Here is a 14,647-nt window from a genome sequence, read left to right on the forward strand (position 1 = left end):
AGGTACTCTCAAAAGTCACTCTTCAGCAAATCTCACTGTCTACTAGGATAGAATATGGCAGCCTCCTTAACAGCCATTGCACTGACTAAGCTTTTAACCCCGCTAATCTCAGAAATTTATAACGGCGCAAGCGGAAAGGTTAAAGACTCATTGAAAAAATGGGCTGCAACTGCAGGATTAAAAAAAACAGGCTCTGCATTATTTCGAGTTGAAAAAGTAAAAACAATATGGTCGCCTGAGAAAGAAGTCTCACTAAACAGTTTTTACTACCCATCAAAACTACTTGTGGCAAGCGACGAAGATTTTGATGATTACATAGAAATTGAAAACAAAAGCATAGAGGGCTTACCAGAAGGAAACCTGGTAATAGAAGGAATTGTGGGACAAGGAAAATCCATATTTATGAGGCATCTTGCCGCCTCCGCCTACAACACAAGCACTCCGAGCGTTATCCCTTTATTCTTAGAACTTCGCACCATATCCACAAAACGCGGATTGAAAGATTTAATTTTTCTCTTAATGGAATCCTTGGGTATTACAGGCACCCCGGATGTGTTCTCATACCTGGCTTCCTCTAAAAAACTTGTGCTTCTACTTGATGGCTTCGATGAAATACCAAGCGAACTCGTAAGCGACACAATACTAGAACTTGATGAAATACAAACAAAACATCCCGAACTAAAAATCATAATTTCTAGCAGGCCACGCCACCACATTCAAAACGTAGCGGGCTTTCAAGTACTCCACTTAGCTCGACTTTCAACTCTCGATTACGATCCTTTCATCTCGAAACTCATACCTTCAAGCGTGAAGCGATTTGAAGTTGTCGAAGCATTGAACGATTGCTCAGATGGAATCAAAGGCGTAATCAGTACACCTTTAATGCTTACTCTGGTTGTAATAGTATATCAAACAGAAAAAGAAATTCCTTCGACGCTTTCAGAGTTCTTTGAAAAGCTATTCGGAATTGTGTTCACCAAACACGATAAACTGAAAGCCGGCTTTAATAGACAACATCACACAAAGCTATCCGAACGTAAACTTCGACAGCTTTTTGACTCCTTTTGCTTTGTACTTATCCAACTTGGAGGAGGACGATCAGTTGAGTCAAAACTGTTTGAGCAAGCATTCGATAGCTCTGTGGCCTACTTCCCAGAATGTAAGTGTGAACTGGAAGATTTCCGAAATGACATCATCAAAGTCGCCTGCCTTATGGTTGAAGAAGGATTAGACACTACAACTTTCCTTCACAAAAGCATCCTTGAATACCATGCTGCGGCCTTTGTAAAATCACAACCAGATAGCCGCGCGCGTAACTTTTATAAATCAGCATTTTCCACTTATGACAAATGGTATGCTATTTTAGAGTTTCTTGAGTCCATTGATACAGTACGCTACTCGAAATATTACATGCTTGAGTGCGTAAGCCCCTTAGTCGATGAGCTATCCGATCTATTACACAACAAGGAAGAAGGCGCCATAGTTGGATACATAGAAAAACATACCCCCGGAATTAGTTATCTTTTTGATGACGAAGTAGTTCAAGAGTTCGGATCGGACGGCGCGCGCGGCCCGCACTTTCTAAATCATCTTAATGAAACCATTATTTACGCAATACTAGATGATCTTGAAGACTCCGAAAAAGAAGACCTGTTCAAAAAAACCGTAAAACTTAGCAACAAACAAGTTAAAGAAGGTGGAGACCACGTCCTCTTCCACCCATACATAAAATACTTCGGACTTCAAAAAATAAAAAGTGCACTCATTCAACTTGAACACGAGCACTCAGAATACATTAGAGAGGCGCGAGAAAAACTTTCTGAAGAAGCATCAAAGGAGAACATTTTTGACGACCTCCTGGCCACTAATGCATCCGTATATAATATATTTGACTAATAAAAAGATAGCGCACTGTATTATAAGAGATCATTAAATTTTTATTACTGCCTTTCCTTCTTCGGCGGAGATGCTCTTCCGCCGGAGATTTCGCCTCCAACAATCACCTCATTGAATTCCGGTGAAATGACATCAACTCACTGAACGCCAACAAAAACGGGCGATTGAGTCAATTCTGTGCCGTTATGCTCGCGTTCCGCTAATTCCTCGGGTGCGAGCTACTCAGAAATTAAAAACTCGATAGAACACGCTTTTCAGCCCCGGCTACCGCATAAATAGTGGCCTAGAGAGGTGAATACGGGCTTGGCCTGATCCGGGACGCAGCGCAACGCCGCTTCAATTCGTTGCAAAAGCTTTCATTCGTTGAAATTGCGATGCTCCTCAAAGCGACCGCATCAGGCCTGGGCAAGCCCTCAGTTTGTAACGTCAGCGCATTTGCACAAAAGAGCGATACGAAGCCCGTTGGCGGGAGGGGGATAAGTGTTTTTTCAGCAGTTTTTTTCGTAGCGGCAGGATTTTTTCGAGCCCCCCTTCCCTGCCGGTCAATGGTCTATCCAATGCCGTCAGTCGCCGTAGTCATCAGAGCGACTTTATAATCAGTATACTGGTTATTCATACAGTATTTTGACAGAATAGGCATCGCCGATGAATAGAGAGTCTGCGGGAGTATTCAGCGCGGAATCATCCGCACTAGCGCAGTGGCAAGTCATGCTGCGCGATGAAGTTGCGTTGCTTGCAATGCCCGGCGCTCAGCACAAAGCATTGCTCAAACAAGCCCACGCTCTGCACCAGGAACATGTGATTGACGCTGACGAACTCAGCGATTTGCTGGAGTTAGCTGACGCGGCGTTGGCCTACGCGGTCGAATCATCACTTGATCTCGATGCTGATGAGTAGGGGGTGCCATGCACGTACTGATTACACCAATGCGCTTACGCGGTGTCGCTTTTGATTCCAAGGAAAGACGCCGCTATCCGGCTATCTGGGGCAACGTCATGGTCAACTCGACTGACTGCCGTGAGTTGGGTCGATCAGCCAACGTTGCCCGCGTGGTGGTGGGGATGCCGCTTGATCCGGATCCGCTGCCGCCTTTGCTGGATGCGACGCTTGCCGGCATGGCAGTAACAGGATTCGTACTTAGCGGTATCGAATACATCGAGGGTTGCGCGTACGCCCAATCTTGGTGGTGCCGCTTAGGTTAGAAATCGCCCTAATACCTGAAAAGAATGGCGAAAGGCCACTCCCCTCATCCTCAAATGGCATGCTACAGTTCGTTTAGCTTATTTTTTTGACATTTTTTGTCAAAAAACGGATCCAAAGGAGATTCACGTAGATGTTGATTCAGTTAACTGTAAGGAACTGGCGTTCTGTTCGGGATGAACAAACCTTCAGCTTAGTTAAGGCGTCCGGAGGTGAATTAACAGAATCAAACTCGTTTGATCCTCAGACGCCCGCTACGGGTGAGCTTTTGAGATCGGCCGCTATCTATGGCGCGAACGCTGCTGGCAAGTCGAATCTCATCAATGCTATGAGAGTAATGACCGAAATTGTTGTCGGATCAACGAACCCTAAACCTGGCGATGAAATTCCAGTCCAGCCATTTATGCTTGATTCACGAACAGAAAAAGAGCCAACCGAGTTCGAAGTTACATTCGTGGCGAAAAACGTTCGATACCAATATGGTTTTTCCGCAACCAAAAAGCGCATCATGGCCGAGTGGCTAATTGCTTATCCTAACGGAAGGCCTCAGAACTGGTTTACTCGAGTATGGAACCCAGTAGATGACGAATACATGTGGGACTTTAAAAACACATTCGTCGGTCAAAAACAAGTTTGGCAAGAATCCACTTTAAGTAACGCGCTATTTTTATCCATTGCAACACAACTCAACAGCAAACAACTCCAACCAGTATTCAACTGGTTCAAATACACTTTACGCTTTGGCAGCGTAACTGGATGGTCGACAAGTTATACTGCATCGCAATGCGAAATCTCGGACCAAAAGGAAAGGATTTTAGACTTCTTGAGAGCTGCCGACCTCGATATTAAAGATGTGGATATCAAATCAGAGAAGTTCTCTACAAAGCATTTGCCCGACTCTCTACCAGAAGAGGTAAAGCGAGATATCTTAGACAACATGAAGGATAACATTGTCTACGACATTAAAACCATTCACAAAGGCGTCCAAGATCAGCCAGTCGCTTTTGAGTTTGATGAAGAGTCCGACGGAACGCAGAAATTATTCTCGTATGCAGGGCCTTGGCTTAACGTACTCGAAACAGGTAGAGTTCTATTTATTGATGAGCTCCACGACAACCTGCACCCAAAACTTGTTAGATTTTTGGTTGATCTGTTTCACAATTCGGAAACAAACCCAAAAAATGCGCAGTTGATTTTCACAACTCATGAAACTTCCATTTTAAACCAGGATGTATTTCGTCGAGACCAGATTTGGTTTTGCGAAAAGAACAAGGAACAGGCCACTAGCGTCTATCCGCTGACAGATTTCAGCCCCAGGAAAGGTAGAGAAAGTCTAGAGGATGCTTACCTTGCAGGCAGATATGGTGCTTTACCATACGTAAGGAACATCCGTAAATCGAGGGCTGGCTAATGGGATCAGATAAGGAAAATCTTTTCCACAAGAGAAAGGCTCAGAATCTTGAACGTAAAAAGCCTTCTAAAAAGCCGTATGAAAAAATCTTGATTGTTTGCGAGGGTGAAAAAACCGAGCCATACTATTTTGAGGAATTAAAAGATCATTACGAAATCGACACTGCAAACATTCGAATTAGCGGCGAATGCGGATCTGACCCAATCAGTGTTGTAAGGCACGGACAAGATCTCTACAGAGAAGAGCTAAAGAAAACTGAGCCTTTTGACAAAGTTTTCTGTGTTTTTGACCGAGACAATTACGGTGAAAAATTCTATGAAGCAGTGAGACTCACAGAGTCCCTAAAGCCGAATAATGTTTTTCAGGCTATTACCTCAATCCCATGCTTTGAGGTGTGGTTCATCCTACATTTTGACTACTTCTCTACAGCATTTGAGACAGTGGGTAAAAAAACCTGCGGAATGCGCACAGTTTCTGAGCTTGAAAAATATTGGCCGGAATACAAAAAAGGTTGCAACGGATCTTTTGATCACGTTTTCGACAATATCGAGAGGGCAAAAGCTCTAAGTCTTCGACTGCACAATGACTCCAAACGTTCGGGTTCTACAAACCCGCTAACCAACGTTCATATACTAGTGGAGTACTTGCAAAAAGTTAAAGGCTAGTAATCGAGCGCAGCTCAGAAATCAGCTGCAACGTAGAATTCGCGTTGATACCGAAATTAGATGCATTGGAGGGCACTGGGCCAGAACCATGAACATGAATAGCTATTTCAAGATTCATCTTCTCAATTATCTCCGATAATTCACAAACAACTTTGAATAGATTTATATCTTCTGACCCTATCCAGTTTTTTGGTGCAACCAAACGTTGTTCAATTCCAGCAATAGCTTCTCGCACTCCCTGAATTCTCTCATGCATATCACCGCCCACCGTAGCGTTGTGCTTCTGCGCGACAACCAGGTTCAGATCCCGGCCAGTCGCTTGGTGCAGATCATCCACTGCCGCCAGGCTCGCGGATCCGCCCGACAGCAGCTTGAGCGCGCCCAGTGCCTCGATCGTCTTCACACCACCGACAGACTCGGTTGAGTGTTCTTCAACCGCACGCGTATGGCTCTGGAACTGCTCGCGGTTGTCCAGGGCTTCAACCTCGCGCTCGATCGCTTGATCCCGGATCTTGCCGTCGGTCTGTCGTAACCAGGTGCCGTCCGCGTCGACGCGCTGCTGTGCCGTGCCGCTGTGCTGCCACACCTGGTCACCCTTCGGCACCTTCGGCATACTCAGCCCGTGAGGCAAGATCGATTGAATGTAGGGCTTGTTCGGCAAGCCGTAGGCGAAACACACCACCACCCGCGTGCCTTCCTCTGGAAAGGCGTAAATACCCATTTCCTCGCCACCAGTGGGCAGTGGCAGCGGGACGCCGGTCAGTGGCGGGATGGCCGGATCCGGCTCGTCGTCCGGGCCGAGAACAACGATGTCCACCGCGTAGCGCGGACGGAAGTCGTCGCAGATCCCGGCGTCCGCCGGCGCATCGGCCACGGCAGTGACTTGGGCGAAACGCGGCAAGTGGTAACCGCCGGTGAGTTCGGGAAATTGGCGCTCTACAGCGCGGCGGATTGCGTCTTCCATCGGATTGCCATCTGGTCATTGGCGAGTGCCACACTGGTGACACGTTCGCCGGCGTTGATCGTTGCACCCGGTCGCAGGCCAGGAAGGGCCGCCACCATTGCGCTCTGGTTGCCCTGGTAGCCGTCAAACAGCTCCGTGGGGATCTGCAGCGCCGTCCGGGCGCCAAAAAAGCTGTCGGCCCAGCTGCCGGCGAACACTTCGCCGTTGCCCAGCTGGTGCCAGGTAAAGTCGGGAATGCTGAACACTCGGGCCAGGCTATCCATGGCCTGGTATCCGGCAGCAAGGCTGTAGAAGTACGGCGCCTTCACGCCGGCGTATGGCCGATCGGGAACGCGAAAGCGCAGGCCCGTCTGCTCGCTGATGGCAGCCAGCACAGCGCGCAGATCGACATGACGCAGGTTCAACGGCAACGGGTTGCCCAGCACAGCAGCCAGCTCACGGCAGAACAGCACCTGCTCTTTGGCATTGGCGGCGGTGCAACGCTCGACGTAGCCGATGAAATGGCGCTGCAGCGTGCGGTCGTTGTAGCCGATATCCAGCGTCACCAACCCTTTCAGCGGCTCAGCAGACTGAACGGTGAAGTTCGCCCGCCCTGGACTGGTGGCGTCCAGCCGAACGTCTTCCTTGACCAGGCGAACAGGCGCGCCATTGATCGACAGAACCTTGTGCAGTTTCACGTCTGCTCACTCCCCAGCCACTTGTCCACGCGGCCCAGCACTTTTTCAAAGCCGCTCAGCTCCGGGTTGTCGCTCGAACCTGAGCCGCCCCCGCCTTCGCCCACCGCGCTACCTGGTGCGCCCTGGGCATCGACCTTGTTGCCAGCGCGTCGACCCTCGACCTTTTCCGGGTTCGATTCGCGCTCGCTGAGGGTGAATTGCACCAGCCAGGCTTTCAGGTTGTCCGCCTCCCGGGCGCTGACGCCTTCGGAGAACTCCACCTGGCGTACGCCGAAGGCCTCGGCGGTATCGTTCACGACGCGGTACAGATGCAACTCCCCGCCGCTCGCCGTGGCTTCGGCCAGGCGCATCAAGTCAGTCAGTTGCACCCGATCAACAAAGGGAATCATCAGCGAAACGGCCAGCGTCTTGGGCTTGAAGCCCTTGTGGGCCTTGTCGGTGTTGCTGGTCTGCCCCGACATGTCTCCGCTTTCGATGCGCAGATTGCCGGTGACCTTGAGGTTTTTCCCTTGGACTTTTTGCCCGTCGAGTAACAGCGTCATAGCCCCACCAATTCCTGTACAAAACTCAGACCTTCCTTGGTGCCGACCAGCAGCATTCCCGCGCACTGCACCCACTCATGCCCCGGTGCGTCGCCGCTCAGCAGCTCCTGGCGCAGCTCGCTGGAGTTGCCGGGGCCGATCAGACGTGCGCGGATGCTGACATCCGGATTGCCCTCGGCCAGTAGGTTTTTCAGGTCGGCCAGTTGTTGATCTCGGCCCTGTTGCTGGGCGACCTTGCGAGCGGCCAGCGCTGCTAGATCGCCCAGCGGCGAACTGTCGGCGGCGTAGCCCTCCAGCACGGCCAACTGGCCGGCCATGGTCTGTTTTGCGGCCTTGACCACCGTGCAGCGCTCCAGCGGCAGGGTCTGCCAGCGCGGGAGTGGGCCGGCGCCGGGGATCTCCCACTTGTCGCTCTCAAGTTTCATCAGGTGCTGCGCGCGCCGCTCCGTGCGCACCAGGTCGGGAATCGGCAGTAATGCGTTGAATCGGGACAGGCCACTGGCCAACTGTTCCAGGCGCGTGCCCAGGAACAGAATCGACAGCGCGTATTGCGGCCCCGCCGGACGCCCGGAGTCGGTCGCGTCTTCCAACTTTCTGGCCAGGTGTTCCAGGACGTTCGGCGCCGACAGGAAACGCTGGTAGCCCGTGCCCTGGCCGATGCCGCTCTGGAATGGCGTCACTACCAGGCACGCCGGCACCTGGCCCAACTGTTCAGCCAGCGCCGCCCGACCGGCTTCAATGGCGCCTTTCGCGGCATCGCCGACCGGCCCCGGGTTGGTGCTGGCCAAACCTTCCAGACCTGCCACCCGCTGGGCGGTGCTGACCAACTCGCCCGTGGCCAGATCCTTGGCGGCGGACAGTCCACCCATCCACTGCGTGGCCTGCTCCGGCCAGCGCATCGTCACCGGTGCCCAGGTCATGCCGGCGGCGTCCAGGTGATGGCTTTCATCGCCTTGAGGTCTTTGTCTTTCAGCGCGCTGGCCACCGCCTGACGCAGCGTCTCGGCCTGTTGCTGCGCCGCCTGCCGAAACCGCACCAGGTCATGACTGACCTTCTGCAGTTGGGCGATCGTGTGCGGTCTGAAGGCCAGCACCTGGTCGGCGTCGTAGCATGGGTAGGTGTCGTCCATCCCCAACAACACCTGACCGTTCAGGTTTACCTGGTCATCAATCGCGCTGCTGTAGCGGTACACCTCGCCCAAGGCGCTGGAGTTGAATCCGCCGGCGATGTACGCCGCGCAGTCGGTGGCGATCGCCTGCAGTTTTTTGTCCCGAAGTGCGGTCAGCACGGCATCGATGTCATCAACCCATTCGCTGCCCTTCCAGATCTGGTTCGGCCCGGGCTTTTTCATGGTGAAGCCTGCCGGCACCGGTTCGAAACCTTCCAGAGTTCGCGGCTCGCCGGTGTCGGTGCTGTACACCACCACGCCGCCGAAGTAGTCCACCAGCTGCCATGCTTTGCCATTCCACCAGGCGGCTTTATGTTCAGGGATAGCCGGCGGCGCTGTTTCTACGCAGCCGCCCGGGATCATGTATACGCCCGGCTCCAGCGGCGATTCGTCAGCGGTCACTGTGCCCACCAGGATTCCTAGGTGGTTGGTCTGATAGACGACTTTCTCGGTCATGCTCGATCTCAATACTTGATGCAGTAGAAAAGGGCCAAGTTCCTAGGCCGGGTTTCAGTGCCGCCGGCGGCGGCGACGGTGATGCCGTGGGTGTGCGCACCACCTCCACCCACGCCGACGTTGTGGGCGTGGTGGCCGGCAGCGTCCATACCGATGTTGTGCGCGTGCGCGCCAGCCCAGGACGTTTCGTGAGCGCCACCTGATTGCTGTACCGAGTTGGGGCCGCCTGCGCCCTGGCCGACACCTGGCGAACTCGGCGCGGAGTGGTTGTGCGCGCCCTGGGCGTCAGTCCAGGTTCGGTGAACGTGGTTGCCCTGGGCGTCTGTCCAGGCAGCGTGAAGGTGGTCACCCACCGCTGCAGCAGAGGCGGTGTGCGCGTGGGAATGGATCATCATGTCCTGATAGACGCCGAACGCACGGCCCGGGTCGAGGCCGCGCCCGTCGTCCCAGCCGCGAGGGAACAGGCCGCGCATATCGGGCAAGTTGAACGTGGTTGTTCCGTCGCCGGCGCCGTAGTGCGTACCCAACCATCCAAACAGTCGCGGATAGGCCGTGCGCGACACCGCCGCACCGTTGCATTTCAGCCATCCCGGCGGGGCAGCAGTCATTGCAAACGCTGCCACCATGCCGGTCATCGAGTCGTCGACCTGCTTCTGCAGCTTGTTCAACGCGGCCGTGGTGGCAAGGATTTCGCTGCTGTTGGTGGCCGGGTCATCGCTCTTGGCGTTGGGCAGGTTGCCCAGATCCACGTCTTCTTTGGTCGTGCCACGGGCGCGCAGCAACGGATAATCACCAGTACGCGACGCGAAATATTTGACCAATGCGCCACCGACCGGCTCGGCGTCCCGCAAATCCACGATGTTGCTGGATGAAATGAAGTCAGCCAACGGCACGCAGTAATGACGCACGCCGGCGGCATCGGTGTAATCGGCCTGCTCGCCGAACACCACTTTCCAAGCGGCCACCCGATCGTTCAACCGGCGTTCCAGCCACACGTCCAGCCAGATTTTGCCTACCGGAATCACACCGGTGACGGCTTCGGATTTGGCGATCGCCACGCGGATGCCTTCGACAAAGGCCGTGCCGCCATTGATCTGATAACCCGAATCCACCTTTTCGAAGATCAGCGAGTTGCTGAAAAAGAACGCACGTCCGTACAGGTTGCGATTACTCAGGCGCTCGCGCTCATCAATCCCGGCCAGGCGCACAGTAAAGTCATGCTGCCAGGTACTGGCATCGATGGAGATGCCGGTAAGCGCCTGGGCGCCGTCGAACGCGACCAGAAAGTTGCGCGTGACGTTGTTGCCGATCTGCAGCGGCGGGATGTTCTTGCGCTTCTGCTGCAGCGGGACGTAGGAGACGGCAAACAGCAGGCCGTCCGCGTCCTCGAGGCCGACCCAGTTGAAGTCCCAGTCGCCGATGTCGGAACCGAGCTGGGCGCTGTAGACAACTTGGTTCGGATTCACAAATCCCCGGTTTTCCTCGGGGATGTCGTAGACCTGGACAATCTGGCCCGCCGGCGGCTTGCCAGCGGCGCGATCCACCGGCGTTTCGGGATCAAGCCCGGGCACGTTGGCGAAAATGAATTTCGTCACAACCAGGGGCTTTTTCTGGCTTTGTTTCAGGGCGATCTGGCTTTCGCCGGCCAAAGTGATACTGGCGCTCACGGTGCGCTCCTACAGGCTGGCGACCAGCGTCTGCTGGTCGTCGTTGAAGTCGATCAGGCCGATTTGCAGGCCCACGGGGGTAATGGTCACGAAGTCATAGCGCCGGCAGGTGCGGCCGTACTGCTGGATCAGCACACGCAACAACTCGGGATTGAGGGACAGCTGCGCGTTGCTGAACTTGAGCAGCACCACGTCCCAGTCACGCCCGGGCTGGCGTTCCTCGATCTCGACGTAGCCGACGCCCAGGCGCTCGAAAATGCGCTTCATGCCGGCAGTGCTGCCGGCGTCCACTGAGTTGATGAAGGCGAATTTCACGCGCAGGCGGAAAAGGGCTTCCGGTTCACCGGTGAAGCGCGTCACGTCACGCTGCCAGGCCCACAGTTCCAGAATGGCCAGGTGGCAGGTGTCGGGATCGATCTGCAGGTAAGGCCAGCGCAACCAGCTGGTGACGGTTTCCCACCAGGACTGTGCAGCGGCCAATAACTTCGACAGCTCGGTGCCGCCGAGCCAGAAAGGCAACTTGAGCTTGGTCATTGCGCCGTCACCTGCAACTGGCCCAGGCGCGGAATGTTCAGCCCGCTGATGATGTCCTGACCGGGCAGAAACCGCAGGGACGCGATGTCCTCGAACTGCTGGTGAATCTCTTCACTGAGCCGGCTGTAGCTGAAACGCGATTGCGGATAGGTCAGCGTCGGCTGGTAGTCCGTCGCGGTGCTTTCTCGAAAAGCTGCGCGCACGAACAATTCCACCTCTTTCACCAAGGCGGCGATCCGCTCGGCGCCTAAGTTGGGCTTGGGCCACAGCCACAGCGTCACGGTCGCCGGGACTTCGGGCATGACCATGGCCATCAGATCGTCGCCGTGGCCATGGTTGCCCTGGTCGCGGATGTGCGCATTGATCTGCTGCAGGTAGGCGTCCGCCGGCACACCCGCATCGAAAAGGATGTAGGCATTGGCACTGCCCGGGCCACGGGGCGCGCCGTGTTCGAAATACACACCATCCGGCCGCACGCCCGGGAAGGCGGAAATCATGGCGCGATACACCGCGTCGGTGTGCCACTGGTTGACCGCCGAGAACTGGTTACGCACGCGCAGACGCAACTGGTCGTTGGGTTCCGGATCTGCACCTGGGGATTCCAGCCAACCGTCTTTGTTCACCACCTGGACAATGCCAGGGATCGGCACCGGCAGGATCGCGTAGTACCCCGGCGCCAGGTTGAAGCCACTGCCGGCCTCGACTGCCTCCACGGGAACGTCCAACTGCAGCTGGCCCTGCTGGAACGTCGCCGGCGCCGTGGTAACCAGTTTGTAGACGTTGCCATTGATCGCGGCAGACTGCACCACGATCCCCTTTTCCAACTCCAGCACGCCGTCCGGAATGGCCCGAGTGAACAGCAGTTTTCCCTGGGCCTTGGTCGCACCCTTGCGCTCGACGTTCACTGCCCAGGCCAGCGTATCCAGCCAGGCGTCAACCGCCGTTTTCACGAAGAAGTTGGGCAGCACGGTCATGCACAGGAAATCCAGCAGCCACAAAACCGGCTTGGTCACCAGCGCGGTCATCACCCGCCAGAACGGCGAATAACTGCTGGTGTTGGCCACTTTCGCGCCCTGGGCTTCAACTTCCTTTTCCCACTCAGCCTTCAACGCCGCCTCAGTGGTCGGGATGCCGGCATCGGCGATCACCTTTTTAAAATCGACGCTCACAGACTTACCTCGATCGATCCGAATTTGATGGTTTTGGCGGTTACCAGGTACACACCTGGCGCCTGCTGAGTGATGCGCGCCGTTCCCGGCACCAGGCGCACATCTTCTTCAACCAGCAGTTCCATCTGCTGGATGCAGTCGCGCTGACGCAGGCGATCACGCTCGGCCACCAGCGTCACCAACAGCCCGCTGTCGCGGATCATGTGGGCGATGTCCTGGGCGATACAGGCACGGTCGTCGACCAGCAGCGGCTGGTGCGACAGATCCAGCGCCATGTCGTTGTCGACGATGAGCAGATCCACGTACTCGCTCATCCGCCTACCGCCATGGCGACCATGTTTTCCATCTCCAGCGGGGTCATCGGCTTACCGGTGTTGATGGTCACGTTCTCCACATGGGTGCCCTTGCTCTGGCTGCTGTTGTTGTTCTGGATGCTGGTCAGCAGGCCACCCGGCGGCACAGCAGACGGACGCGCCGGCGACAGGCTTGGAATGGCCGCATTGATGGTCTGCTGGGCTTTCTGCGCGGCGTTGGCGGTGTCGGCGGCGTTGGTCGCGGCATCGACGCCTGGCACTTCGGGCATGCCGCCAAAACGCGCTTCGATGTTCACGCCCGGGATGCTGTTCAGCAGCTCGATCACGCCGTTAACGGCCTTCGTGAAAATGCCGACGATGCTGTCCCACGCGGCCTTGGCCATGCCCGACCAGCCGCCCATGGAGTTAAGCCAGTCGGACAGCTTCTGGAGCTTGTCGGCGACGAACTGGAACGCGGCCGTGTTCATCAGGGCGCTCGTCCACTCCTTCCAGAAGTAGACCGCCGCCACAATGACCGCCACCAGGGCGACGATCCCGACCACGATCCACACCACCGGGCTGGCCAACAGAGCCGCGTTGACCAGCCAGATCGCGCCCTGCCAAAGCATCATGGCGCCGCGAATAAGCGCCAGGCCGGCGCTCAGCGTGTAGATCACGGCGACGTAAGCGAGGATGGCCAGCTTCTGCAGGATGAACACCGCGACGGTGCGCAGCCCCATCAGTTGGAAGACTTTCCAGACGGTCAGCATCCCCAGCCAGGTCATGCGGGCAATGCCCACCACCATGGTCAGCGCCGACATCGCGGCGACGATGCCCATGATCGTCAGCGCGGTGATGCCGATCACCCGGGTGATATTCGGGAACAGCTGCGACCAGCGCACCAGCGTTTTGCCGATGTCCACCATCTTGGCCATGAACGGCGACAGCACCGGGATCAGCACCTGGCCGAACACTACTCGCATGACTTCAACCAGGGACGCCCACTGTTGCCACGGGTCAACCATCGCCCGCGCCATCTGCTCGGCGTTCTCCAGCCCGCGCACCTTGCCCAGTTGCTCGATGCCGTTGCGCAGCCGATCGGTGTCCTTGGCCAGCGCACCGATCACCTGGGCACCTTCGCCGCCGAAGGCTTCCATCAGCTTGGCCCCGGCCGACGCGCTGGTGAGGTCGCCGAACTTGCCCTGAAGCTTGTCCAGGATGGTCATCATCGGCAGCAACTTGCCCTGCTGGTCGGTGAACTTCATACCGAGCTTTTCGGAGGCGGCGCCGATGTTTTCGAAAAACGCCTTATAGCGTCCGCCGGCGTCGCCGCCCTCCATGGTGCTGCTCAGCGTGCCGATCACCGCCATCTGTTCAGCCAGGTCGACGCCGGAAGTCGTGGCGATCGCCCCGGCTTCCTTGAAGGCGTCTTTCATGGCCGCGCCGCTGGTACGGAACAGCTGCACCGCCAGCGCCGTCTGGCCGCCGAGCTTTTCGACCCACGCGCCCTTCCCCATCGCATCGGCTTGGGATTTCTGCAGGTTGTAGAGCGTGCCGACGTATTCGCCCATGGTTTCGGCGTCGGTCTTGGTGGCCTTGGCCAGCAGGTTGCTGGTGTTGGTGAAGGTCGCCAGCTGGTTGCCGGCAAGGCCCTTAATGGCGCCCTCGATCAGGTACGCCGATGCCACAAAGTCCTTGGCGTTCTCGCCGTAGTTCACCGCGAACTCCAGCGACTTGGCGTTGAGCGCCGACAGCGCGTCCTCGGCTACGCCCAGCGATCGGACGTCGCCCAGGGCGCGATTGACCTCCAGCGCCGGTTCCATCGATTCGCGAATGGCGACCACGCCCGCCGTCAGCCCGCCGAGGCCCAGGCCGATCGTCTTGATGTGCTTTTCGCTTTGATCGGAAAGCTCGGCAAAACCCATTTTCACCTTGCCCAGGGGCGCGGTGACCTTGTCCTGCAAGCTGAGAATGAAAGCCAGGCTGGCGCTACGGTCTGCCAATG

General features: G+C 56.1%; 15 protein-coding genes. 5 read left to right on the plus strand and 10 right to left on the minus strand.

All coding sequences use genetic code 11. From position 1 onward, the window contains the following. The first annotated feature begins 54 nt into the window (after positions 1-54). The 5 genes from CAF76_RS26635 to CAF76_RS26655 all read left to right on the plus strand — a co-directional run bounded on the left by CAF76_RS26635 (position 55) and on the right by CAF76_RS26655 (position 5,172). Positions 55-1,896, plus strand: coding sequence for an NACHT domain-containing NTPase (locus tag CAF76_RS26635; RefSeq protein ID WP_085649243.1), 1,842 nt, complete (start codon positions 55-57; stop codon positions 1,894-1,896). Between the two features lie 708 nt (positions 1,897-2,604). Further along, a complete protein-coding gene (locus CAF76_RS26640; RefSeq protein WP_085649319.1) occupies positions 2,605-2,793 on the plus strand; it encodes a hypothetical protein in 189 nt (62 codons plus the stop codon). An 8-nt stretch (positions 2,794-2,801) separates the two neighbouring features. After that, entirely contained in the window at positions 2,802-3,098 is a 297-nt protein-coding gene (locus CAF76_RS26645; RefSeq protein ID WP_085649244.1) for a hypothetical protein, read from the plus strand. A gap of 131 nt (positions 3,099-3,229) precedes the next feature. Then, positions 3,230-4,507, plus strand: a complete 1,278-nt coding sequence (locus CAF76_RS26650) for an ATP/GTP-binding protein (RefSeq protein ID WP_085649245.1) — start codon at positions 3,230-3,232, stop codon at positions 4,505-4,507. Beyond that, positions 4,507-5,172 carry an RloB family protein gene (locus CAF76_RS26655; protein ID WP_085649246.1) on the plus strand — a complete coding sequence of 222 codons (666 nt, stop codon included), beginning with the start codon at positions 4,507-4,509 and terminating at the stop codon, positions 5,170-5,172. Before CAF76_RS26650 ends, CAF76_RS26655 begins: the two co-directional genes overlap by 1 nt. Here CAF76_RS26655 and CAF76_RS26660 read toward each other — a convergent pair. The 10 genes from CAF76_RS26660 to CAF76_RS26705 are packed head-to-tail and all read right to left on the minus strand — an operon-like array spanning position 5,162 to position 14,645. Next, positions 5,162-6,136, minus strand: coding sequence for a hypothetical protein (locus tag CAF76_RS26660; RefSeq protein ID WP_085649247.1), 975 nt, complete (start codon positions 6,134-6,136; stop codon positions 5,162-5,164). The two genes, CAF76_RS26655 and CAF76_RS26660, sit on opposite strands and share 11 nt — an antisense overlap. Further along, positions 6,109-6,813: a hypothetical protein gene (locus tag CAF76_RS26665; RefSeq protein WP_085649248.1), complete on the minus strand. Its 705-nt coding sequence runs from the start codon at positions 6,811-6,813 to the stop codon at positions 6,109-6,111. Before CAF76_RS26665 ends, CAF76_RS26660 begins: the two co-directional genes overlap by 28 nt. Beyond that, positions 6,810-7,355: a DNA-binding protein gene (locus tag CAF76_RS26670; RefSeq protein WP_085649249.1), complete on the minus strand. Its 546-nt coding sequence runs from the start codon at positions 7,353-7,355 to the stop codon at positions 6,810-6,812. The genes CAF76_RS26665 and CAF76_RS26670 overlap by 4 nt, the downstream gene beginning before the upstream one ends. After that, on the minus strand, positions 7,352-8,275 hold the full coding sequence (locus CAF76_RS26675) for a hypothetical protein (RefSeq protein WP_085649250.1): 924 nt from the start codon (positions 8,273-8,275) through the stop codon (positions 7,352-7,354). Before CAF76_RS26675 ends, CAF76_RS26670 begins: the two co-directional genes overlap by 4 nt. Further along, the gene (locus CAF76_RS26680) at positions 8,272-8,979 is read right to left on the minus strand and encodes a hypothetical protein (RefSeq protein ID WP_085649251.1); all 708 of its coding nucleotides are present in this window, start codon (positions 8,977-8,979) and stop codon (positions 8,272-8,274) included. Before CAF76_RS26680 ends, CAF76_RS26675 begins: the two co-directional genes overlap by 4 nt. 8 nt (positions 8,980-8,987) lie before the next feature. Next, entirely contained in the window at positions 8,988-10,646 is a 1,659-nt protein-coding gene (locus CAF76_RS26685; RefSeq protein ID WP_085649252.1) for a phage tail protein, read from the minus strand. 9 nt (positions 10,647-10,655) lie between these two features. Then, positions 10,656-11,180 (minus strand): phage tail protein, encoded by a 525-nt coding sequence (locus CAF76_RS26690; protein ID WP_085649253.1) that lies wholly within the window; start codon positions 11,178-11,180, stop codon positions 10,656-10,658. Next, positions 11,177-12,349 (minus strand): baseplate J/gp47 family protein, encoded by a 1,173-nt coding sequence (locus CAF76_RS26695; protein WP_085649254.1) that lies wholly within the window; start codon positions 12,347-12,349, stop codon positions 11,177-11,179. The genes CAF76_RS26690 and CAF76_RS26695 overlap by 4 nt, the downstream gene beginning before the upstream one ends. Beyond that, entirely contained in the window at positions 12,346-12,663 is a 318-nt protein-coding gene (locus CAF76_RS26700; RefSeq protein ID WP_085649255.1) for a DUF2590 family protein, read from the minus strand. The genes CAF76_RS26695 and CAF76_RS26700 overlap by 4 nt, the downstream gene beginning before the upstream one ends. Then, positions 12,660-14,645: a phage tail tape measure protein gene (locus CAF76_RS26705; RefSeq protein ID WP_085649256.1), complete on the minus strand. Its 1,986-nt coding sequence runs from the start codon at positions 14,643-14,645 to the stop codon at positions 12,660-12,662. Before CAF76_RS26705 ends, CAF76_RS26700 begins: the two co-directional genes overlap by 4 nt. Positions 14,646-14,647: the final 2 nt, after the last annotated feature.

Source organism: Pseudomonas sp. B40(2017), from assembly GCF_002112855.1.
GTDB lineage: Bacteria > Pseudomonadota > Gammaproteobacteria > Pseudomonadales > Pseudomonadaceae > Aquipseudomonas > Aquipseudomonas pharyngis.

Coding starts and splice junctions, on each gene's coding strand:
- CAF76_RS26635 (WP_085649243.1), top strand. CDS start 55: ATGGCAGCCTCCTTAACAGCCATTGCACTGACTAAGCTTTTAACCCCG.
- CAF76_RS26640 (WP_085649319.1), top strand. CDS start 2,605: ATGCTGCGCGATGAAGTTGCGTTGCTTGCAATGCCCGGCGCTCAGCAC.
- CAF76_RS26645 (WP_085649244.1), top strand. CDS start 2,802: ATGCACGTACTGATTACACCAATGCGCTTACGCGGTGTCGCTTTTGAT.
- CAF76_RS26650 (WP_085649245.1), top strand. CDS start 3,230: ATGTTGATTCAGTTAACTGTAAGGAACTGGCGTTCTGTTCGGGATGAA.
- CAF76_RS26655 (WP_085649246.1), top strand. CDS start 4,507: ATGGGATCAGATAAGGAAAATCTTTTCCACAAGAGAAAGGCTCAGAAT.
- CAF76_RS26660 (WP_085649247.1), bottom strand. CDS start 6,136: ATGGAAGACGCAATCCGCCGCGCTGTAGAGCGCCAATTTCCCGAACTC.
- CAF76_RS26670 (WP_085649249.1), bottom strand. CDS start 7,355: ATGACGCTGTTACTCGACGGGCAAAAAGTCCAAGGGAAAAACCTCAAG.
- CAF76_RS26675 (WP_085649250.1), bottom strand. CDS start 8,275: ATGACCTGGGCACCGGTGACGATGCGCTGGCCGGAGCAGGCCACGCAG.
- CAF76_RS26680 (WP_085649251.1), bottom strand. CDS start 8,979: ATGACCGAGAAAGTCGTCTATCAGACCAACCACCTAGGAATCCTGGTG.
- CAF76_RS26690 (WP_085649253.1), bottom strand. CDS start 11,180: ATGACCAAGCTCAAGTTGCCTTTCTGGCTCGGCGGCACCGAGCTGTCG.
- CAF76_RS26700 (WP_085649255.1), bottom strand. CDS start 12,663: ATGAGCGAGTACGTGGATCTGCTCATCGTCGACAACGACATGGCGCTG.